This window comes from Pseudomonas sp. PB120, from assembly GCF_009761815.1.
Lineage (GTDB): Bacteria > Pseudomonadota > Gammaproteobacteria > Pseudomonadales > Pseudomonadaceae > Aquipseudomonas.
In genome coordinates this window covers 33758-55405 of record NZ_RWIN01000103.1, presented here as the reverse complement: position 1 = coordinate 55405, position 21648 = coordinate 33758, and the positions used below count along the sequence as shown (strand labels likewise).

Annotated in this window: 20 protein-coding genes; 10 read left to right on the top strand and 10 right to left on the bottom strand. The window is 60.9% G+C overall.

The features are described from left to right. Positions 1 to 183 precede the first annotated feature (183 nt). A complete protein-coding gene (locus EJA72_RS19195; RefSeq protein ID WP_157712983.1) occupies positions 184 to 1464 on the top strand; it encodes a serine/threonine transporter in 1281 nt (426 codons plus the stop codon). A 221-nt stretch (positions 1465 to 1685) separates the two neighbouring features. Beyond that, positions 1686 to 3347 carry a SulP family inorganic anion transporter gene (locus EJA72_RS19190; protein WP_157712982.1) on the top strand — a complete coding sequence of 554 codons (1662 nt, stop codon included), beginning with the start codon at positions 1686 to 1688 and terminating at the stop codon, positions 3345 to 3347. Between the two features lie 186 nt (positions 3348 to 3533). Here EJA72_RS19190 and acnB read toward each other — a convergent pair whose 3' ends face one another. Continuing rightward, positions 3534 to 6143, bottom strand: a complete 2610-nt coding sequence (gene acnB / locus EJA72_RS19185) for a bifunctional aconitate hydratase 2/2-methylisocitrate dehydratase (protein ID WP_178129456.1) — start codon at positions 6141 to 6143, stop codon at positions 3534 to 3536. A gap of 410 nt (positions 6144 to 6553) precedes the next feature. Between acnB and EJA72_RS19180 the strand changes: the two genes are divergently transcribed. Further along, on the top strand, positions 6554 to 7024 hold the full coding sequence (locus EJA72_RS19180) for a DUF1289 domain-containing protein (RefSeq protein WP_157712980.1): 471 nt from the start codon (positions 6554 to 6556) through the stop codon (positions 7022 to 7024). 105 nt (positions 7025 to 7129) lie between these two features. Here the strand turns inward: EJA72_RS19180 and EJA72_RS19175 are convergent, their stop codons facing one another. After that, positions 7130 to 7993, bottom strand: coding sequence for a universal stress protein (locus tag EJA72_RS19175; protein WP_157712991.1), 864 nt, complete (start codon positions 7991 to 7993; stop codon positions 7130 to 7132). A 161-nt stretch (positions 7994 to 8154) separates the two neighbouring features. Between EJA72_RS19175 and EJA72_RS19170 the strand changes: the two genes are divergently transcribed. After that, the gene (locus EJA72_RS19170) at positions 8155 to 8763 is read left to right on the top strand and encodes a tRNA-(ms[2]io[6]A)-hydroxylase (RefSeq protein ID WP_157712979.1); all 609 of its coding nucleotides are present in this window, start codon (positions 8155 to 8157) and stop codon (positions 8761 to 8763) included. Positions 8764 to 8776: 13 nt separating this feature from the next. Here the strand turns inward: EJA72_RS19170 and EJA72_RS19165 are convergent, their stop codons facing one another. The 5 genes from EJA72_RS19165 to EJA72_RS19145 all read right to left on the bottom strand — a co-directional run bounded on the left by EJA72_RS19165 (position 8777) and on the right by EJA72_RS19145 (position 12771). Next, positions 8777 to 9265, bottom strand: coding sequence for a GFA family protein (locus EJA72_RS19165; protein WP_157712978.1), 489 nt, complete (start codon positions 9263 to 9265; stop codon positions 8777 to 8779). Between the two features lie 173 nt (positions 9266 to 9438). Next, a complete protein-coding gene (locus EJA72_RS19160) occupies positions 9439 to 10056 on the bottom strand; it encodes a DNA-3-methyladenine glycosylase (RefSeq protein ID WP_157712977.1) in 618 nt (205 codons plus the stop codon). A 5-nt stretch (positions 10057 to 10061) separates the two neighbouring features. After that, entirely contained in the window at positions 10062 to 10874 is an 813-nt protein-coding gene (locus tag EJA72_RS19155) for an isocitrate lyase/phosphoenolpyruvate mutase family protein (protein WP_157712976.1), read from the bottom strand. Positions 10875 to 10905: 31 nt separating this feature from the next. Beyond that, the gene (locus EJA72_RS19150) at positions 10906 to 11988 is read right to left on the bottom strand and encodes a bifunctional transcriptional activator/DNA repair enzyme AdaA (protein WP_157712975.1); all 1083 of its coding nucleotides are present in this window, start codon (positions 11986 to 11988) and stop codon (positions 10906 to 10908) included. A 162-nt stretch (positions 11989 to 12150) separates the two neighbouring features. Continuing rightward, entirely contained in the window at positions 12151 to 12771 is a 621-nt protein-coding gene (locus EJA72_RS19145; protein WP_157712974.1) for a LysE family translocator, read from the bottom strand. 353 nt (positions 12772 to 13124) lie between these two features. Between EJA72_RS19145 and EJA72_RS19140 the strand changes: the two genes are divergently transcribed. After that, on the top strand, positions 13125 to 13712 hold the full coding sequence (locus EJA72_RS19140) for a LysE family translocator (RefSeq protein ID WP_157712973.1): 588 nt from the start codon (positions 13125 to 13127) through the stop codon (positions 13710 to 13712). A 136-nt stretch (positions 13713 to 13848) separates the two neighbouring features. Here EJA72_RS19140 and EJA72_RS19135 read toward each other — a convergent pair whose 3' ends face one another. Continuing rightward, entirely contained in the window at positions 13849 to 14682 is an 834-nt protein-coding gene (locus tag EJA72_RS19135; protein WP_157712972.1) for an AraC family transcriptional regulator, read from the bottom strand. A gap of 34 nt (positions 14683 to 14716) precedes the next feature. After that, on the bottom strand, positions 14717 to 15214 hold the full coding sequence (locus EJA72_RS19130) for a VOC family protein (protein ID WP_157712971.1): 498 nt from the start codon (positions 15212 to 15214) through the stop codon (positions 14717 to 14719). 265 nt (positions 15215 to 15479) lie between these two features. On the opposite strand from EJA72_RS19130, the gene EJA72_RS19125 reads away from it, so the two are divergent. Both EJA72_RS19125 and EJA72_RS19120 read left to right on the top strand, forming a co-directional pair. After that, positions 15480 to 15728 (top strand): transmembrane sensor/regulator PpyR, encoded by a 249-nt coding sequence (locus EJA72_RS19125; protein ID WP_157712970.1) that lies wholly within the window; start codon positions 15480 to 15482, stop codon positions 15726 to 15728. A 1-nt stretch (position 15729) separates the two neighbouring features. After that, positions 15730 to 16884, top strand: a complete 1155-nt coding sequence (locus tag EJA72_RS19120; RefSeq protein ID WP_157712969.1) for an NnrS family protein — start codon at positions 15730 to 15732, stop codon at positions 16882 to 16884. On the opposite strand, the gene EJA72_RS19115 is transcribed toward EJA72_RS19120, so the two are convergent. Next, the gene (locus tag EJA72_RS19115; RefSeq protein ID WP_157712968.1) at positions 16881 to 17798 is read right to left on the bottom strand and encodes a LysR family transcriptional regulator; all 918 of its coding nucleotides are present in this window, start codon (positions 17796 to 17798) and stop codon (positions 16881 to 16883) included. The genes EJA72_RS19120 and EJA72_RS19115 overlap by 4 nt on opposite strands. 113 nt (positions 17799 to 17911) lie before the next feature. Here EJA72_RS19115 and EJA72_RS19110 point away from each other — a divergent pair, with 113 nt between their 5' ends. The 3 genes from EJA72_RS19110 (at position 17912) to EJA72_RS19100 (ending at position 21648) form a co-directional block, all read left to right on the top strand. Continuing rightward, positions 17912 to 18757, top strand: a complete 846-nt coding sequence (locus tag EJA72_RS19110; protein ID WP_157712967.1) for an oxidoreductase — start codon at positions 17912 to 17914, stop codon at positions 18755 to 18757. A gap of 253 nt (positions 18758 to 19010) precedes the next feature. After that, positions 19011 to 19466: a (2Fe-2S)-binding protein gene (locus EJA72_RS19105; protein ID WP_157712966.1), complete on the top strand. Its 456-nt coding sequence runs from the start codon at positions 19011 to 19013 to the stop codon at positions 19464 to 19466. A 13-nt stretch (positions 19467 to 19479) separates the two neighbouring features. Continuing rightward, a complete protein-coding gene (locus EJA72_RS19100; protein ID WP_157712965.1) occupies positions 19480 to 21648 on the top strand; it encodes a xanthine dehydrogenase family protein molybdopterin-binding subunit in 2169 nt (722 codons plus the stop codon).

Genomic DNA, 21648 nt, shown 5'->3' with positions numbered 1-21648 from the left:
AACATCTATTTAATAAAGGGTCCCGTCAATCTGATCCGCAACACCATTCCTCAGCTAAGTCTTTGCTTCTGCTCACTAATCCCGGACAATCGCGCCCCTGTTTCGGGCAGGGCGCTGCCTGTCGGATATTTCCGACTCGCCCTGGCCGGGTAGCAAGTGACCGGAATGCGGAGATCCCACCGGATGAATGATCAGGCCAATAGCGTCGACGAACGCTATGTAGCGGCGACACCAGCGACTCTTTCGAGCTGGAATCGCCATGACACCACGTGGATGCTGGGCCTGTTTGGCACCGCCATCGGCGCCGGCACCCTGTTTTTGCCGATCAACGCAGGTCTGGGCGGCTTCTGGCCGTTGCTGGTCCTGGCCGTGTTGGCGTTCCCGATGACGTTTTTCGCGCACCGTGGCCTGACGCGCTTCGTGTTGTCCGGACGCGAAGGCGCCGACATCACCGAAGTCGTAGAAGAGCATTTCGGGATCAAGGCCGGCGCGCTGATCACCTTGCTGTACTTCTTCGCGATCTTCCCGATCCTGTTGATCTATAGCGTGGCGCTGACCAACACCGTGGGCAGTTTCCTCGAGCATCAACTGCACATCATGCCGCCACCGCGCGCCGTGCTGTCGCTCGTGCTGATCCTCGGCCTGCTGGCCGTGGTGCGTTGCGGCGAGCAGGCGATCGTCAAGGCCATGAGCCTGATGGTCTATCCGTTCATCGTGGCGTTGCTGTTCCTGGCGGTGTTTCTGATTCCGCACTGGAACGGCGGCATCCTGGCCACCGCCTCGACCCTGCCTGAACCGTCGGCGTTGCTGCACACGTTGTGGCTGGCGATTCCGGTCATGGTGTTCTCGTTCAACCATTCGCCGATCATCTCGGCGTTTGCGGTGGACCAGAAGCGTCGTTATGGCGATCACGCCGAAGAGCGCAGCTCGCAGATCCTGTCCCGTGCCCACGCCTTGATGGTGGTGATGGTGCTGTTCTTCGTCTTCAGCTGCGTGCTGACCCTGTCGCCGGCGCAACTGGCGGAGGCGAAGGCGCAGAACCTGTCGATCCTGTCGTACCTGGCTAACCACTTCAGCAACCCGACCATCGCTTTCGCAGCACCGTTGATTGCATTCGTGGCCATTTCCAAGTCGTTCCTGGGGCACTACATCGGCGCGAGTGAAGGTTTCAAAGGCCTGGTCGTGAAAAGCGGCAAGCGTCCGGCGCCGAAAACCCTGGACCGCATGACGGCTGCTTTCATGCTCGTGGTGTGCTGGATTGTCGCCACCCTGAACCCGAGCATCCTCGGCATGATCGAAACCCTCGGTGGCCCGGTCATCGCGGCGATCCTGTTCCTGATGCCGATGTACGCGATCCGCAAGGTGCCGGCCATGGCGCGTTATCGTGGTCAGGCGTCCAACGTCTTCGTGACGGCGGTGGGCCTGGTGGCGACTACGGCGTTGGTTTATTCGCTGACTGCCTGATGATTTTGCGGGGGCTGTAAGCCCGCTCCCACAGGATTTGCACGGTCCTCTGTAGGAGTGAGCCTGCTCGCGATGGGTGCGACACGGTGCTGGAAAAAACGCTGCTCTTCTAACGAAGGGCGGCGTTTTTTTATGGCGTGCGTCCGGCATACACACCCAGCCGGATAAACGGCTACCCTAGGGCCTTGATCGGCTTGTCGATCTTTCTCTGGAGACGCTTCATGCCTCATGCCCACGGTGCATCGACGCAACCCCTTGCCGATACGCCCAACCGTTGGCTGGACGTGCTGGCGGGTTTGTCGATCGCCGGTTTGTTGTTGCCCGAGGCGGTGGCCTATTCAAGCATCGCCGCATTACCACCACAGGCCGGCGTCATCGCCTTGTTTGCCGGTTTGCTGTGCTACGGATTGTTCGGCACCAGCCGGTTTGCCATTGTTTCCGCGACCTCGTCTTCGGCCGCCGTCCTCGCTGCGGCCACGGCCACGCTGGCCAATGGCGATTCAGGTTTGCGCGTCATCCTCGCCATCGGCCTGGTGCTGGTCACTGGCGGATTTTTCCTGCTCGCCGGCCTGTTCAAACTCGGCAGCGTGACCTCGTTCATCGCCAAACCGGTGCTGCGGGGCTTTGCGTTGGGCCTGGCCGTGACCATCATCCTCAAGCAGGTCGCGAGCGCCGTCGATGTGCACCTGGACGGCGCCAACCTGATTCGCTACTTGCCGCAACTGCTGGAGCAATTACCCCAATGGAATCGAGTCGGCGCGCTGGTGGCCGCCGTGGCCTTGCTGGTGCTGTGGTTGTGTTCGCGGTTCCGGCGTGTGCCGGGCGGTTTGCTGGTGGTGGCGCTCGGGATTGCGGCCGGCCAATGGCTGAACCTGTCGAGCTACGGGGTCAAATTGATCGGCGTCATCGACCTCAGTCTGGAGGTCCCGCATCTGCCGGTGTTGCCGTTCAGCGACTGGCTGCGCCTGGGCGAACTGGCGTTTGCCATGGTGATGATTCTGTACGCTGAATCCTATGGATCGATCAGCTCCTTCGCGCTGAAGCACGGTGACCGGGTGTCCTCGAACCGTGACCTGTTGGCCCTCGGCGCGGCGAACCTGCTGTCGGGCCTGTTCCACGGCATGCCGGCGGGCGCCGGTTATTCCGCGACCTCGGCCAATGAGGCGGCGGGTGCCGGTTCGCGTCTGGCCGGTGCGGTGGCGGCGGGGGTGGTATTGCTGATCGTATTGACGTTGCTGCCCTACATCGCACTCACCCCCGAACCGGTACTGGCCGCCATCGTCATTCATGCATTGGCGCGCGGCCTGAGCCTGCAGCCGCTGGGCCGTTATTTCATCTGGCGCCGCGACCGGTTACTGGTGATCTGCGCGGTCGCGGCAGTGCTGGTATTGGGTGTGCTGGACGGCTTGCTGGTGGCGGTGGCGATCAGCGTGGTGCTGATGCTCAAGCAGATGTCTTCGGCGGATATTCAGGTGCTGGGGCAAATTGGCAGCGGCCATGATTTTGTTGATCTGCAGCGTCATCCGCAAGCGAGGGAAATTCCGGGTGTGCTGATCGTGAGGCCGAGCGAAGCGCTTTTTTTTGCCAACGTGGAGCGGATTCTGGGCAATGCCTTGCGTCTGGCGCGGCACGCGCAACCGCCCGTTCACACGATTATTCTAAGCCTCGAAGAGTCTCCCGATCTGGACGGCACCAGCATCGAGGCGCTGGAAGCGTTCTTTTTGCAGGTGCGGGCCGAGGACAAGCGGCTGATTCTGGCGCGCCTCAAGCATGGGGCTAAAGTCGTTCTGTCGAAGCTGCCGGCCCAGGAGCGCGAGCAGGTCATTTTCAGCGACCTGAGCGTAGATGGCGCGGTGCAACAAGCCCTAAAGCCAAACGCATAACCCTGTAGGAGCGAGCTTGCTCCGGGCGGCGTTCCGACGATGGTGTGTCAGCATGCAACGTGTTGTCTGACACTCCATCGCGAGCAAGCTCGCTCCTACAAGAGATTGTGCGACGCCATCTTCTTGCGGACATAAAAAAACGCCGCTCATCTCGCGATGGGCGGCGTTTTTCATTGCGTTGCAGCGTTAGGCTTGAACGACCGGAATGTTGGCGTTCGCAGCAGCTTCACGGAACTCGGCAATCTGGTCGAAGGACAGGTAGCGGTAAACATCGGCCGCCATGCTGTCGATCTTGCCAGCGTATTCCATGTACTCCTCGACGGTCGGCAGGCGACCCAGGATGGAAGCAACAGACGCCAGCTCAGCCGAAGCCAGGTAGACGTTCGCGCCGTCACCCAGACGGTTCGGGAAGTTACGGGTCGACGTCGACACAACAGTCGAGTTCGGCTCTACACGTGCCTGGTTACCCATGCACAGCGAGCAGCCTGGCATTTCCATGCGTGCGCCGGCCTTGCCGTAGATGCCGTAGTAGCCTTCTTCGGTCAGCTGGTGAGCATCCATTTTGGTCGGCGGCGACAGCCACAGACGGGTTGGAAGCTGACCCTTGACCTGATCCAGCAGTTTGCCGGCAGCGCGGAAGTGACCGATGTTGGTCATGCACGAACCGATGAACACTTCGTCGATCTTCTCGCCAGCAACACTGGACAGCAGACGGGCGTCGTCCGGATCGTTCGGCGCGCAGAGCACAGGCTCTTTGATGTCGGCCAGGTCGATTTCGATGACTTCAGCGTATTCGGCGTCAGCATCGGCAACCATCAGCTCAGGGTTGGCAACCCAGGCTTCCATCGCTTGGGCGCGACGTTCCAGGGTACGAGCATCGCCGTAACCTTCGCCGATCATCCAGCGCAACAGGGTGATGTTGGAGTTCAGGTACTCGGTGATCGACTCTTTCGACAGCTTGATGGTGCAACCGGCAGCCGAACGTTCAGCCGAGGCGTCGGACAGCTCGAAAGCCTGTTCGATGCTCAGGTTGTCCAGGCCTTCGATTTCCAGGATGCGGCCGGAGAAGGCGTTCTTCTTGCCTTTCTTCTCAACGGTCAACAGGCCAGCCTGAATCGCGAAGTAAGGAATGGCGTGAACCAGGTCACGCAGGGTGACGCCCGGTTGCATTTTGCCTTTGAAGCGCACCAGGATCGATTCCGGCATGTCCAGCGGCATAACGCCGGTGGCAGCGGCGAACGCGACCAGACCGGAACCGGCCGGGAACGAGATGCCCATCGGGAAACGGGTGTGGGAGTCACCACCGGTACCGACGGTGTCCGGCAGCAGCATGCGGTTCAGCCACGAGTGGATGATGCCGTCGCCCGGGCGCAGGGAAACGCCGCCGCGGGTCATGATGAAGTCTGGCAGGGTGTGGTGGGTGGTCACGTCGATCGGCTTAGGGTAAGCCGCGGTATGGCAGAAGGACTGCATTACCAGATCGGTCGAGAAGCCCAGGCACGCCAGGTCTTTCAGTTCGTCACGGGTCATAGGACCGGTGGTGTCCTGAGAACCGACGGTGGTCATTTTCGGTTCGCAGTAAGTACCTGGGCGAACGCCTTTGCCTTCTGGCAGGCCGCACGCCTTGCCGACCATTTTCTGTGCCAGGGTGAAGCCCTTGCCGGTGTCGACAGGTGCTTGAGGCAGTTTGAACAGATCGGTAGGGCCCAGGCCCAGTTCAGCGCGAGCCTTGTCGGTCAGGCCACGGCCGATGATCAGCGGGATACGGCCGCCAGCACGAACTTCGTCCAACAGGACCGGGGTCTTCATTTCGAAGGTGGTCAGGACTTCGTCGGTGCCGTGTTTGCAGACTTTGCCAGCATGCGGGTACAGGTCGATCACGTCGCCCATGTTCATGTTGGTTACGTCGAATTCGATTGGCAGTGCGCCGGCATCTTCCATGGTGTTGTAGAAGATCGGAGCGATCTTGCTGCCGAAGCAGAAACCGCCAGCGCGCTTGTTCGGCACGTAAGGAACGTCGTCGCCGAAGAACCACAGTACGGAGTTGGTCGCCGATTTACGCGAAGAACCGGTACCGACCACGTCGCCCACGTAGGCGATCGGGAAGCCGGCGTTGCGCATTTCTTCGATCTGCTTCATCGGGCCGGTGACGCCCTGGACGTCAGGCACGATGCCGTCGCGAGCCATTTTCAGCATGGCCAGGGCGTGCAGCGGGATGTCCGGGCGGGACCAGGCATCCGGGGCAGGGGACAGGTCGTCGGTGTTGGTTTCGCCGGTGACCTTGAAGACGCGCAGGCTGATCTTGTCGGCCAGGACCGGGCGCTTAACGAACCACTCGCCGTCAGCCCAGGATTGCAGCACGCCTTTGGCGTGAACGTTGCCGTTCTTGGCTTTTTCAGCGACGTCGTGGAAAGCGTCGAACATCAGCAGGGTGTGCTTGAGTTCTTCGGCTGCGACTGGCGCCAGTTCGGCGTCGTCCAGCAGGTTGACCAGAGTGACGATGTTGTAGCCGCCTTGCATGGTGCCGAGCAGTTCAACAGCGCGTTTCTTGTCAATCAGCGGGGATTTTGCTTCGCCTTTGGCGAGGGCGGACAGGAAGCCGGCCTTTACATAGGCTGCTTCGTCCACTCCAGGCGGAACGCGATTGGTGATCAGGTCAACGAGGAAAGCTTCTTCGCCAGCCGGGGGATTTTTCAGCAGCTCGACCAGGCCTGCAGTTTGTTCGGCGTTAAGCGGCTGGGGAACGATACCCAGTGCTGCACGCTCTTCGATATGTTTGCGGTAGGCTTCAAGCACAGTTATTACCCTCATCAGTGGTCCCAAATGGGTGTCCGGGACGCTCATCCCGAAATTGCCGTACTCATGCGCTGCATGGCGTTGTGGGCCACTTAGCCAGAATTACCGACAATTCCTTACAGAAGCTGCTTTCAAAGTTTTACGCCTGCAGAACGGGAGCTGATGAGGGTTGGCGTTGGGCTTTTCCCCGCTGGAAAAACCCTTCGCCAACACCGCTCTGAAGGAACGACTGTGCTCGTGACGCTTTGAAAACAGCTTCAAACGGACATTGGCGCCTTAAAAGGCTGGCTGATTCTACGGCAAAAAAAAATTAAAGGTAAGTCAGGCTCTATTGAACTTTGGTGGGTGATGATTTTTGGCCAAAGGGCTAACATGCCGACCTGTTTTGCTTTCCCGTGCCTCCCTGACTTATGCCCAATCAGACCATCAAGACCCCCTGCGTCGGCCTCTGCTCCACTGTTTACGGTGACCTGGTCTGCCGTGGCTGCAAGCGTTTCCACCATGAAGTGATCAACTGGAACGGTTACAACGAGGAGGAAAAGCGCGCGGTGTGGCTGCGTCTGGAGCAACTGTTGTCCCAGGTGATGGCCAGCAAACTGGAAGTTTTCGATGGCCAGCGCCTGCGCCAGCAACTGGAGCAGCGCAAAATTCGCTTCGTGCCGCACCAGTCGGAATATTGCTGGGCGTATCAGCTGATCGCGCGGGGCGCGCGGGTGATCAACAACCTGGAAGCCTACGGGATGGTGCTGATGCCGGAGTTTCGCGACTGGAATTTGCCGGAATTACGCGATGCAATTGATCGGGAGTTTTTTCTGCTGTCCGAGGCGCATTACCAGCGATATATCGCCCCCGGGTTTCTAAAAGACGCCTTTGGCGGCTAAAAGCATCGCGAGCATGCTCGCTCCTACAGGGGTTTTGTGAACGATTCAAATCCCCTGTAGGAGCGAGCCTGCTCGCGATGACGTCCTCCCAGGCACCGCAACCCCTCAATGCCCCGTCGCAACCTCCTCAAGATGATCCATGATCTCGTCCGGCTTGAGCACCAGCACATCGCTCTCCACCGAATCCAGCACCACCTCCGCCGTATTGCCGATCAAGGCCCCGGATAACCCGCTGCGCGCGACAGTTCCAATCACGATCAACGCCGCCCGCAGTTTGTGCACCATGAACGGGATCAGCACGTCCGCCGGGCCTTCCGCGATATGCAGGTGCGAGTCGTCAATGTCGAACTCGGCCTGGAACGCCTTGCACTGCTCGCGATAACGGGCCTCGATGGTTTCGCTGAGCTGGAACGTCGGGTCGGCCGACGACAGCATCGGCGACGGGTGCGCGCTGATCACATGCAAGTGAGCCTTGGCCAGGCTGGCGATGTCATAGCCGTGATCGATGATGGTGTTGTGCAAGTGCCGGTGTTCGCCATCGGTATTGCCGACATCGATGGCCGCCAGAATCACTCGGTCCTTCCAGGATTCGGCGGTTTTCACCAATAGAACCGGGGTTGGGCAGGTGCGCAGCAGTTTCCAGTCTTCCGGGGTCAGCAGGGCCTTTTTCAGCGGGCTGTCGGGAAAATGCTGCTTGACCACCAAACCGCAGCCTTCGGCTTGCTGCACGTCGACGATGGTCTCATGCAGGCTTTCATTCCAGGCCTGTTCGGTGGTGACGCTGTAACCGTCCCCCAGCAGTTGATCCTTGAGCTCGCGCAGGTGCTCGGCGTGATCATGCTTCTTGTCGCAGACCAGCAGGTGCAAATGGGCCTGCGTCACCCCGGCAATCACTTTGGCGCGGCGCAAGGCCAGGCTTTCGTCTGGCGAGGGTTCGATGACCACCAGAATGCTGCGAATGGCTTGCATGATCGGGATCTCCAGAGAATGAAAAAGCATGGCGTTGCACAACTATAGTTGCTGCTCTGCATTCGGGGACTTGATGCATATCAACGGTTCGCGACTGGTGGTCTGCCGGCAGGCCGGTATAATCGGCGCCCTTCGTTTTGAACCTTTTATCCGTGAGCCCCATGATCCTTCCCGAAATTCACGAGTTCCTCGGCTGCCGTACTCCCGACGGCTGGGTCCAGGCCGCGCTGGCCGATCAGGAAACCCTGCTGATCGACCACAAGAACTGCGAATTCAAGGCCGCCAGCACGGCGTTGAGCCTGATTGCCAAGTACCACTCCCACGTCGATCTGATCAACCTGATGTCGCGTCTGGCCCGGGAAGAGCTGGTGCATCACGAACAAGTCATGCGCCTGATGAAAAAACGCAAGATCGAGTTGCGCCAGCTGTCCGCCGGACGATACGCCTCGGGCCTGCGCAAAGTGGTGCGCAGCCACGAGCCGGTCAAACTGGTGGACACGCTGGTGGTCGGCGCCTTTATCGAAGCCCGCAGCTGCGAGCGTTTCGAAGCGCTGGTGCCGCACCTGGACGAAGAACTGGGCAAGTTCTACTTCGGCCTGCTGAAAAGCGAAGCCCGGCATTTCCAGGGTTACCTGAAACTGGCCTACCAGTACGGGGACGCCAAGGACATCGCCCAGGTGATCGACAAGGTCCGCGCCGCCGAGCAGGACCTGATCGAATCGCCGGACGTGGAGTTCCGCTTCCACAGCGGCGTCCCTGCCGCCGCATAACGCTCCCGCCTGCCTAACGGCTCAAACCGAGGCGTTCATGCCAATCCGCAATGGATTCCTCGGGATAACCCTCGAACTGCTTATCGCCAGGACGTACGTCGACCTCCACCCAGGGTGCCTTGGAATCGAGCAGCAAATGTGTGTGTTCCGGCGGCACCGGCAGCGGGGTGTCGATGGCCGAGGCAAACGGGTGAATCAGCTCTGGCCATTCCGGGCTGAACAGCCATAAGCCCGAGCCGCACACCGAGCAGAAATGCCGCTCGGCGGTGCTGCGGTGGGCACGTGCGTCGCCTTCATCTTTCATTCGCGCATGGTAAACAGCGATGTGTTTGCGCCCGCGCACTTTCAGGCTGTTGGCATCGCCCGCAATATTGATCGAGTAACCGCCGCCGCCCTGGGTCTTGCGGCAGATCGAGCAATAGCAGCGTTGATACGGGTAGGGGTGGGCGCTGGTCAGACTGAACGACACCGCGCCGCAATGGCAGGAACCTTCGAGTTGCATGAGGACCTCCAGTGACTGAAGTGATCCGGATTAGCCTAGAAGATGGGGTGAAAGTGCCGACGCCTTCGCGAGCAAGCTCGGCTCCTACAGGGGATCGTCGTCGTTTATAAAACCTGTAATCACCGCAGATCCCTATGGGAGCCGGGCCTGCTCGCGATGAACGATAACGCGGTCTACCGGGTGGGCACCCGCCACAAATACCACGAAGCCACCGTGCGATACGGACTCCACCCCAGCCCGATCTCAACCATCTGCTTGCGCGTCGGCTGCACCTCCAACCCCTTCAGCCGCCGATACCCCTCACGCACGCCAAAGTCATCGGCCGGCAGAATGTCCGGCCGCTCCAGGCTGTAAATCAGCAACATTTCCACCGTCCAGCGCCCAACGCCGCGCAAGGTAATCAAGCGCTCGATCAAGTCCTCATCGTCCATGGCAAGTGCCGTCGGATAATCCGGCACCACCCCGTCCAGCGCCGCTTGGGCAATCCCCTGGATGGTCGCGATCTTGCTGCCCGAAAAGCCGCAGCTGCGCATCTGATCAAAGTCGGTTGCCAACACCTGCTCGGGTCGCGGAAACGCCCCCGCCGGAAACAAGGCCAACAGCCGGCCGACAATTGCATCCCCGGCTTTTGCGTGCAGTTGCTGATACGCAATGGCCCGCACCAGCGATTCATAAGGATCGCGCGCTGCGTGCGGTTGGTGCAGGCAAGGGCCGATGGCCGCGATGTGGCGGCGCCAGTCGTCATCGACGCCAGACAGGAACTCAATCGCGGGTTGATAAGGATCGGTCATGTCGATCAAGCGTTCCCGGCTGGCTTCAGCAGGGCGTTGACTTCCCCATAGGTAAAGGGCTTGAGGTGACTGCTGTCGAGTTTGCCGGTTTCCAGAAAACTCTTGGCCAGTCCTGCCATAGCGCCGTACAGGAACTCGGCAATGCCCGAACCGGCGCTCAACCGTCGTACCCCCAGTGCCTGCAAGGCTTGCGGCGAAGGCAGGCCCGGCAACCCGAGCACATTCACCGGCAATGTCGTGCCTTGGCACAGGGCGGCGATTTCGTACTCTGCACTCATGCCCGCCGCGAACAGTCCATCCGCACCGGCCGCCTGATACAACGCGGCGCGTTTGAGGGTTTCGGCCACCCGGTCTTCGGCGGGTACCAGGCTCTTGAGGTAAACGTCGCAGCGTGCATTGATGAACAACTTGACGCCGCGACGCTCGGCCACCTGGCGCGCAATTTCGATCTTGCGCGCCAACAGTTCAGGCGCCGATGCGCCGTCCTCGATATTGATCCCGACAGCGCCGGCGGCAAGCACCGCGTCGATGACGGAGGCAACGTGCGTCAGGTCATCGGAATAGCCGGCCTCGATGTCCACGGTCAACGGCACCGAGATCACCCGGGCGATGGATTCGACTGTCGAGACCAGGCGTTCGAGGGGCAGGGCGTTGCCGTCCGGATACCCGTGAACCCACGCCACCGCCGCACTGCTGGTGGCAACGGCCTTGCAGCCCAATTGCTCTACCAGCCGCGCACCGGCGGCATCGGCGACGTTGGTGAGAATCAGCAAACCGTCCTGGTGCAGCCTGTGGAACTGCTGGTCGAACCTGTCCATCGAAACCCTTCCCTTTGAAATAGTAGAGCGATCAGAAGGCAAGCTGCCGGGTGATCTGGACGGCTGAATTTTCCAGCCGCAGCAGGAACGCCTTGCGCGGTTGTCCTCCACCATAGCCCGTCAACGAGCCGTCTGCACCGATCACCCGGTGGCAAGGCACGACAATCGAGAGACGGTTATGCCCGTTGGCCAGCCCGACCGCGCGACTGGCACCGGGCTTGCCGAGTATCGCGGCGATGGTGCCGTAAGTGCTGGTCTGGCCGTAGGGGATTTTCGCCAGTTCGGCCCAGACCTGCCGGGAAAATTCGCTGCCCGGCAAGTGCAGAGCGACGGTGAACGCCTTGAGTGTGCCGGCGAAATACTGCGCCAGTTCTGCTTCGATTTGTTGCAAATGTGCGTTATGCCCTGGCGCCACTGCATAGCCATAACGGTTCTGCAGTGCCTCGACTTCCCGGGTCAGCGCCGGACGATCAAGAAACTCCAGCATCACCAGTCCGCGTCGTTCGGCCATCGCGATCATCGGCCCCAGCGGCGTGGTCAGGCGCGTGAACAGCAGCGGCTCGCTGTTGGCGGCGCGACCCGGTGTGATGTGGAAGGACTTTTGAAACGCATCGCGAAAACCGCTCAGGGATTCGTATCCGGAGTCGTAGGCCACGTCATCGATAGAGTTGCCTTGTTTGATCCCGCCCAGTGCCATACCCAATCGCCGGGTGCGCAGCCAGGCGTGGAACGTCATGCCGAAATGCTGTTTGAACCAGCGACGCAGCTTCAGCGGCTCGATGCCTTCGGCCAGCAACTGGGCGTCGGTCCAGCGCAATTCGGGATCGGCTTCCACGGAGGTGAGCAGGCGTTGCACCCAGTCGGGCGCGATGGCGGCAGCGTCCAGCGGCTTGCAGCGCAAGCAGGCGCGGTAACCCGCTGACAGGCAGTCGTCGGCGTGGGCGAAGAACTCGACGTTCTCCGGTTTCGGCTTGCGGGCGGTGCAGCTGGGCCGGCAGAAGATGCCTGTGGTTTTGACCGCAGTAAAAAACACCCCCTCGTAGGCGGTGTCTCGTTCGAGCATGGCGCGGACCATCTCGGCGTGGGGCGGCAGCAAAGCGTTTTGTAGGTTCATGGGTTGAGCATAGAGCGCGGGGGATGCCGCCTCCACCGGAAAATCGACAGTGAATTCCAGCTGTAGGAGCGAGGCAGTGTGTCAGTGGCCATTGATGTTGAATGTGCCGGCCCTATCGCCGGCAAGCCGGTCTCGCTCGTACAGTTTAGGTTGGTGGGGTGGTCAGGCCCGGCGTGCCATCAGCAACACCGAGGCTGCCGCCGACAGCAATCCCGCGCAGCAACGGTTGAACATCCGCTTGCCCCGTGGCTCGGCAAACCAGCGGCGCATGTGCAGGCCCATGTAGGCGTAGGCGGCGATGGCGATCCATTCCAGCACCAGGAACAACGCGCCCAGCACGGCGAACTGTGGCGTGATCGCGCGGGTCGAGTCGACGAATTGTGGCAGGAACGCGGTGAAAATCAGAATCGCTTTCGGATTGCCGGCCGCCACCAGGAATTCCTGTCGCGCCAGGGCCAGCATGCCCGCCGGCGCGCTCGTCACCACAGTTTCTGCGCCAGGGTCCGCCCGCCACAATTGCCACGCCAGATACAGCAGGTACGCCGCCCCCAGAATCTTGATCCCGTAGAACAACAACTCCGAGGTCTGCAGCACCACCGCCAGCCCCGCCGACGCCAGGGCGATCATCCCGGCGAACGCCAGCAAGCGGCCGATTCCGGCCAGGCACGCGGTGCGATAGCCATAGCGGGTCGAGTTACTGACCGACAACAGATTGTTCGGGCCTGGCGCCATGTTCAAGGCGAAGCAGGCCGGGAGGAAGAGGGTGAGGGTAGCGAGGTCCATTGCGGGGCTCCTGGTGCAAGAAGCGTATTTTTATCATGGATGGCGGGTGGTCCGGCCCATACAGCGAGTGATCGAAGTCGCCATACACTTGGTGCTATTCAGTACTCGACCTTGCTTGCGGTTATCGGGGGCTGCAAATTGCACGAGGATGATTACGTTCCAATGTAGGAGCGAGCTTGCTCGCGAAGAACTCAAGAGCGCCACGTTTAGCCAGTAAAGAAAGCGTTATCGTTGACCTCCATCGCGAGCAAGCTCGCTCCTACAACAGTTCGTTGGGCATTTTTCTTCAATACGGGGGTACCGGGCGCTCATTACCTTGAGCGCTGCTTCCATTGAATTGAAGAAGGTGTGCGATGAGTTTGATTATGTCCATGGCAGCGTTTGCGCTGGTGGCCTCGATTACGCCGGGACCGGTGAATATCGTGGCGTTGAGTTCGGGGGCGCAGTTCGGTTTCCGGGCCAGCCAGCGGCATGTGGCCGGGGCGACGCTGGGTTTTGTGCTGTTGTTGGTGCTGATGGGGTTGGGGCTGCACGAAGTCTTGCGGCATTGGCCGGCGCTGACACGGGTGGTGCAACTGGCGGGTGTAGCGTTCCTGTTATTCATGGCCTGGAAACTGGCGGCGGACGATGGTCGACTCGACGCCAAAGAGTCAGGCCGGGCCCCGTCGATGCTGTACGGCGCGGTGATGCAATGGCTCAACCCCAAAGCCTGGCTGGCATGTGTGGCGGGCATGGGCGCGTTCGTGGCTGACGGCGAAGCGCGGCTGGTCTGGCAGTTCGCGGCGGTGTATCTGGTGATTTGCTATCTGTCCGTTGGCTGCTGGGTTTATGCCGGGACTTTTCTGCGCGGCTACCTGAGCAATCAGGCGGGGATGCGGGTGTTCAATCGGGTGATGGCGTTGTTGTTGGCGCTCAGCGCGGTGTACCTGTTGTTCCCGTGAGTGCTTTTTGTGGCGAGGGAGCTTGCTCCCGCTGGGCTGCGCAGCGGCCCCAAGCCTCTGGCGACAACCACTTTTTTGGGAGTGCTGCGCCCTCCAGCGGGAGCAGGCTCCCTCGCCACAGGGTTGTGTGGGGTTCCTATCCGCGATACTGCCCCGGTGTCGCCGCCAGGTGTTGCTTGAACGCCCGCTGGAAGTGCGCCTGATCAGCAAACCCCGCTTCCAGCGCCACATCGGCGATCAGTTTGCCGTTGCGCAATTGGTCCTGTGCAAACTGAATGCGCCGGTTGACCAGGAACGCATGCGGCGTCATGCCATAACGCAGTTTGAACGCGCGAATCAGATAGGAAGGCGAAAGCTGGGCCGCCTCGCAAATGTCCTCGAGCTTGAGCATCTGTGTGCAATGGTCGCGGATGTAATCAGCGGCCCGCTCCAGCTTGAAATTGGGTTCGCGTAGCGGCGGGTCGCCGGGGTTGAGCCGTTGCTGCACCTCGGTAAAAAACTCCACCGTGGCGCTGTGTTTGCCCAGCACGTCTTGCTGCGGATCGACCAACACGTCGTACAAACCCTTGAGTCCGTCAAACAGTCGGATGTCACGAAGATGTGTGATGGCGAAACGGCGAAAGGCCAGGTCATGGCTGAACCCGAGCTGGTGCTGCAAATCGGTGAACCACGCGGTATCGACATACAACATCAGGTACGACCAGGGCTGGTCGTCGATGGGATTGCAGGCGTGGACATCGCCGGGATTCATCAGCACCACGGTGCCGGCGCTGACCTCAAATTCCGATTGCTCATGAACATACGTGCTGCGCCCGGCGGTGATTGCCCCGATGGAAAAGTGCTCATGAGAATGCCGGGTGTAGCAGACCTCACGTCCATCGGCGATGGAACGGGCTTCAATGAAAGGCAGCGCATCGTCGCGCCAGAAGCGCGGGGCCTGGTCGGCGTTTTTGGCAACGGGGTGCTTCATCGTCAGTGTCCTCGGCAAGCCAGCCCGGAGTGTATTAGCTCTCGCCGGCAAAGGCTCGCTGCAACGTGGCGATGTCGAGTTTTTTCATGGACATCATCGCTTGCATGGCGCGTTGGGATTTGGTCGTGTCGGGGTCTTTCAACATGTCCATCATGGCCACCGGCACAATCTGCCAGGACAGGCCGAACTTGTCCTTGAGCCAGCCGCATTGCTCGTTTTCGGGGTGGGCGGACAGCGCGCCCCAGAAATGGTCGACTTCATCCTGGGTCTGACAATTGACCTGAAAGGAAATGGCCTCACTGAAGGTGAACACCGGGCCACCGTTGAGCCCGGTAAATGGCTGCCCGTCGAGTTCGAAGCTGACCGTCATGACTGACCCCACAGGCCGGCCATGAAACTCCTGGCCCGCCTTGCCGTAATGGGTGGTGGCGGTGATTTTCGAATGATCGAACAGCGTGCAGTAAAACTTTGCAGCCTCTTCGGCTTGATCGTCGAACCAGAGGCAGGGTGTCAGTTTTTGAACGCGTTGCATGGTGGTTGTCCTCCCAAGTTACGCATGATGGACTTTCAGCGTAGTCAGGCTGTGGTCGTCTGGCCGTACCGTAGATCGACAAATGTGTATGCGGGTTTTGCATGAATCAGAGTCTTTATGACCTCGCTAAGAGTCATTAAGACTATTTTGAAGCGCAGTCATAATGACTCCTGCAAATCAATCTAATTGATTTATAAGAAAAAATTATCTGGCATGAGAATTGATATCTAAAACGTACAACTGACCCGCTTCAGGAGTACAAAAAATGTTCGATTTCTTCAGCAATCCTCTGAGCGTTCTGCACCTGTCGAGCAAAGTACTTGTCACTGGCCTGGCGATGCTGCTGGCCGGCATCTACGGCGCTTACCTCTACGACGGGCACATGCCGATTGCGGTGCTGGTGATGATGCACGCCATGACCATCATCGGTCCGACCCTGATCAAGATTGGCTACGTGATGCGCCTTCTGTCGCAGCACCGCTTGGGTAAAGGCCTGATCGGCGCGGTGGCCTGACATGCGCCGGCTCGCCGATACGCCCGTCTTCAGCCTCGGGTTTCGACCGTTCTTTCTTGCCGGCGCAGGGTTCGCGGCCATCGCCGTGGCCATCTGGGTCTTGTGGCTCTACGGCCGGCTGCCCGGCGCGCAACCCATCGGCGGGATGCTGGCCTGGCATCGACATGAAATGCCCTTCGGTTTCGCCACGGCGATCATCGCCGGGTTTTTGTTGACGGCGGTACCGAACTGGACCGGGCGTCCGGGGCTCAAGGGTTGGCCGTTGATTGGCCTGTTCCTGTTGTGGTTGCTGGCTCGACTGGCCTGGCTGATGCCGATTCCGGCGGGGCCGTTGCTGGTGGTGCAGATCCCTTTCCTGCCGCTGCTGGCCTTCCTGTTGGGCCGAGACCTGGTGGCAGCACGCAAGCGCGAAAATTACCCGATCTTGCTGATGATTGCGCTGCTGGCCGGCTGTCAGTTGATGACCTTGTCGGGCCTCTGGACAGATGACGCAGGCCTGCAGCGGCGGGGCGTGCTGGCGGCACTGTGGCTGGTCGGTGCGCTGATGAGCGTGATCGGCGGGCGAGTCATTCCATTCTTCATCCAACGCGGGCTGAACCGCCCTGCGACCCCGGCAACGAATCCATGGCCAACCTACGTGTTGTTAGTGAGCGGATTGCTCGCGGCGGTATCGTTTGCCGCCGGCTTGAACGATGTCCCGAGGCGTTGGTTGGCGGCGTTGTTTCTGGTGATCAGTGCATTGCATTTGCTGCGCCTGTGGCGCTGGCATGATCGGGGTATCTGGCGCGTGCCATTGCTCTGGTCGCTGTACCTGGCTTATGCCTGGCTGGCAGTGGCGACCTTGGCCATGGCGCTGTGGCACGCCGGCCTGATGTCGCAACAAAGCCTCGCCACCCATTCACTGGCGGTGGGAGGGATAGGAGGATTGATCCTGGCGATGATTGCGCGGGTCAGCCTCGGCCATACCGGGCGAATGCTGCAGCCCTCGAAAGCCATCATCGTCGGCTTTGCGCTGGTACTGATCGCCGGGGTGTGCCGCGTGTTGCTCGTGCCGTTTTCCTCGGCGGGGCTGGCCGTTTCGGCGCTGTTCTGGTGCGCAGCATTTGGCCTGTTCCTGACGCGCTACACCGGCATCCTGCTCAAGCCTCGGGTCTAGCGGCGCACACCACCCTGGTCGGCAATCCATTGCGTTGCCAGATCAATGAACGCCCGCAGCTTCGGCTGGGTCTGGGTGCGGCTGGGGAAGTACAGATACAACGCTGAGCTCAACGGCACGAAGGGTTGCAGCACCCGTTCGAGTTGGCCGTTCGCCAGTTCGTCGCTGATTTCCAGGTCGCAAGCGTAAGCCAATCCCTGGCCATTGCGGGCCACGGAGATCAGCAGCCTGCGGTCATTGACGATCACGCCACCCTCGACGCCCACGGTGAAGTCGCGTCCGTCGCGCCGAAACTCCCAACGGTGCGCAGTGCCCGAGCTGGCAAACCGAAAGCCGATGCATTGATGCCGCGTCAGGTCTTCCGGGGTGAGCGGTGTGCCGGCCTCGGCGAAGTAGGCCGGCGAGCCCACCACCGACCATTGCAGGTCGGGTGTGAGGCGCACGGCGATCATGTCTTTCTCGATGGATTCTCCCAGCCGGATCCCGGCGTCGAACCCGTTTTCCATCAGGTCGACCGTGGCGTCGTCCAGGGAAATATCGAGGGTGACTTGCGGGTAGGCCTGGCGAAACAACGGAATCAGCGGCTCGATCAACAGACTCCCCGAGAGGCGTGGCGCGGTGATGCGCAACGTGCCCATGGGTTGGTCGCGAAAACCGCTGAGCACCGCCAGGGCGTCATCGATTTCACTGGCTGCCGGACGCAAGCGGGCGAACAGGCTGGCGCCAGCCTCGGTCAATGCGACCCGGCGCGTGGTGCGCTGGAACAGCAGCACCCCGGTGCGGCGTTCGAGCAGCTTGATTGCATGGCTGACGGCCGTGGGCGTCACCGCCAATCGAGTCGCCGCGAGGGTGAAGCTTTTGTGTTCGGCCACCGCCAGAAACTCGGTCAAGCCGTCGAACGGATCGTGATTCATCTCGGGGCCATTATGAAAGAGAGTTTCATAGTGCTTGTAGCACGAGGCCATTTTTCCGATCAATCCTTCTGCGTACCTTGTGCTCACCCCAACCGCAAACAAGGAACTTCATCATGACCACTTCCCACTCTTTCAAACGTGTCTGGTTCATCACCGGCGCTTCCCGTGGCATCGGCGCAAAGATTGCCGCCGCCGCACTGGCCAACGGCGACGCCGTGGTAGCGACCGCCCGTGATGCAGCCACGGTGACGCAACGCTTCGGTACGCAACCGGCGTTGCTCGCCGTTTCGCTGGACGTGACCAACGAAGCCCAAGGCATTGCGGTCGCGAAGGCGGCCATCGAGCACTTCGGGCGTATTGACGTGCTGGTCAACAACGCCGGCTTCGGCTTGCTGGGCGCGGTAGAAGAGGCCAGCGCCGATGAAGTGCGGCGCTTGTACGAAACCAACGTGTTCGGCTTGTTGAATGTCACCCGTGCGATCCTGCCGTACATGCGCAGTGCTCGCAGCGGGCATGTGATCAACCTGTCCTCGGTGGGCGGTTATCAGTCGGGGCCGGGTTTCGGCGTGTACTGCTCGACCAAATTTGCCGTCGAAGGCTTGAGCGAAGCGCTGTACGCCGAACTGCAACCGCTGGGCATCAAGGTGACGGTGGTCGAACCGGGTTACTTCCGTACCGAATTCCTCGAAGGCAACTCCCTGGTCGAGTCCCCAGCCTCGATTGCCGACTACGACAGCACGGCCGGAGAGGTGCGCAAAATCGCCAAGGCCGTGACCCTGAACCAGCCCGGCGACCCCGACAAACTCGCACAGACCATGATCACCCTGGTGGAAGCACGAACCGCCCCGCTGCGCCTGCCATTGGGCAGTGACTGCGTCGCGGCGATCGAAGCCAAGAACACCTTCGTCGCCGATGAGTTGCAAACCTGGCGCGAAGTCTCCGTCTCCACGGATTTCTAATCCCCTACCGCACCTCTGTAGGAGCGAGCTTGCTCGCGATGGTCGCTAACGAAAACGCGTGCTACCTGGCTATACGCGGTGTTTTGTAGCCCTTCGCGAGCAAGCTCGCTCCTACAGTTTTAGTGCAGCCTTCATGTGACCGGTGGTCGATGAACCGGTCTCGCCCGGCAATTTGCGCTTAGCTGAAAGGATAACGCCGACCTTTGCTCCTATAAAAAACACCGGCGTCACCGTGAGTCCGAGGACATTCGCCATGCTGACCCTTAACATCAATGGCAAGGATCAGGAGCTCGATGTCCCCGCAGACATGCCGCTGCTCTGGGTCCTGCGCGATGTCGCGCACCTCACCGGTACCAAGTTCGGTTGCGGCATGGCCCAGTGCGGGGCTTGCACCGTGCACATCGACGGCGCGCCGTTGCGCTCCTGCATCACGCCCGCCACGGCCGTGGCCCACGGCCAGAAAATCATCACCATCGAAGGTTTGTCCACCGACGGCTCGCACCCGGTGCAACAGGCCTGGGCCGAACTGGATGTGGTGCAGTGCGGTTACTGCCAGTCGGGGCAAATCATGTCCGCTGCCGCGTTGCTGGCGAAGATCCCCAAGCCCACCGACAACGACATTGATCAGGCGCTCTCCGGCAACATCTGCCGCTGCGGCACCTACCCAAGGATCCGTGCAGCGGTCAAGCGCGCCGCTGAAATCGGTTGAGGGGGCATGATTCATGAACAGCATCAATCCGATATCCCGCCGTGGTTTTCTCAAAGGCAGTGCCGTGTTGGGTGGTGGGCTGGTGGTGGCGTTCGTCATTCCTGGCGCCCATCGCTTTGCCCTCGGCGCCGAGAATCAAGGCAACGTATTCGCACCGAATGCCTTCTTGCGCATCGGCAATGACAACAGCGTCACCGTGCTGCTCGGCCATTCGGAAATGGGGCAGGGCATCTGGACCGGCCTGACCCTGTTGATCGCCGAGGAACTGGACGCCGACTGGTCGAAAATCCGCGTCGAACATTCCCCCGCATCGGCCGCCGAGTACGGCCTGGCCGGGTTTGGCGGGATGCAGATCACCGGCGGCTCGACCTCGACCTGGATGGAATTCGACCGTTATCGCCAGGCGGGCGCGGCGGCGCGCTTGATGTTGATCGACGCGGCGGCCAAGCGCTTCAACGTCGCCCCCTCTGACATCCGTACTGAATCGGGTGTGGTGATGGCCGGCGACAACCGCGCGACGTACGGCGAACTGGCCGATGACGCCGGTAAATTACCAGTGCCGGACCCTGCCTCGATCAAGCTCAAGGACGCCAAGGACTGGAAGTTGATCGGCAAGCCGACCCAGCGCCTCGACACCCCGGAAAAAATCACCGGCCGCGCCAAATTCGGCATGGACGTGCAGTTTGAGGGGCTGATGACGGCCATGGTCGCGCGCCCGCCCGTGTTGGGCGGCAGCGTCAAATCCTTCGAAGGCGCCGAAGCGTTGGCGGTGCCGGGCGTGCACAAGGTGGTGCAGGTGCCCACGGGTGTGGCGGTGATCGCCGATCACTACTGGGCGGCGAAACTGGGGCGTGATGCGCTGAAGGTCGAGTGGGACCTGGGGCCGAATACCGGCCTCGACAGTCAAAAGCTGTTGGAAAGTTTCCGCAAACTCGCGACTACGCCAGGGGCCTCTGCCAGCAAGGCCGGCGATGCCGAAGCGGCTCTGGCCAAGGCGGCAAAAACGATTGATGTCGAGTACAGCGTGCCGTACCTGGCCCACGCGCCGATGGAGCCGCTCAACTGCACGGTGAAAATCAGCAAGGACAAATGCGAGATCTGGACAGGCACCCAATTCCAGACGCTGGATCAAATGATCGCGGGGAAAATCACCGGGCTCAAACCGGAGCAGGTCGAGATCCACACCGAATTTCTCGGCGGTGGATTCGGTCGCCGGGCCAATCCGACCTCGGATTTTGTCGCCGAAGCGGTGCAGGTGGCCAAGGCGGCGGGCGCGCCGGTGAAAACCGTGTGGTCACGCGAGGATGACATCCGTGGCGGCTACTACCGCTCGGCGTTCCTGCATCAGGCGCGGATCGGCCTGGATGCCGGCGGTTTGCCCGTTGCCTGGAAGCACGTGATGGTCGGGCAGTCGATCATGGACGGCACCGCGTTTGCGGCAACCATGGTCAAGGATGGCGTCGACAAAACCTCGGTCGAGGGCGTTGCCGACAGCCCGTACCTTGAGGACCTGGCCAATCACCAGGTGGAATTGCACTCACCGAAAACCGGCATCAGCGTGTTGTGGCTGCGGTCGGTCGGTCACAGTCACACCGCGTTCGTGATGGAATCCTTGATCGATGAACTGGCCGAGGCGGCCGGCAAGGATCCGGTGGAGTACCGGCGAACCTTGCTCAAGGCTCATCCACGTCACTTGGGCGTGCTGAATCTGGCGGTGGAGAAAGCCAACTGGAACGCGCCATTACCGGACGGTCATGCGTTGGGTGTGGCGGTGCACGAGTCGTTTGGCAGCTACGTGGCGCAGGTCGCCGAAGTGTCCCAGGACAATCTGGCGATCCGCGTGCATCGCATGGTGTGCGCGGTCGACTGCGGCATCGCGGTCAACCCGCGCAGCATCGCGGCGCAGATGGAGTCGTGCATCACCTTCGGCCTCGGCTTCACCTTGCACAGCAAGCTGACCTTCAAGGACGGGCAGGTGGTGCAGTCCAATTATCATGACTACCAGGTGCTGCGGCTCAACGAAATGCCGGTGGTGGAAGTGCACATCGTGCCCAGCACCGAAAAGCCCGGCGGTATCGGTGAAGCCGGCGTGCCACCCACGGCGCCGGCGGTGGCCAATGCGGTGTTTGCCCTGACCGGGCAGCGCTTGCGGGAACTGCCGCTGCAACTGTCGGGGGTGTGA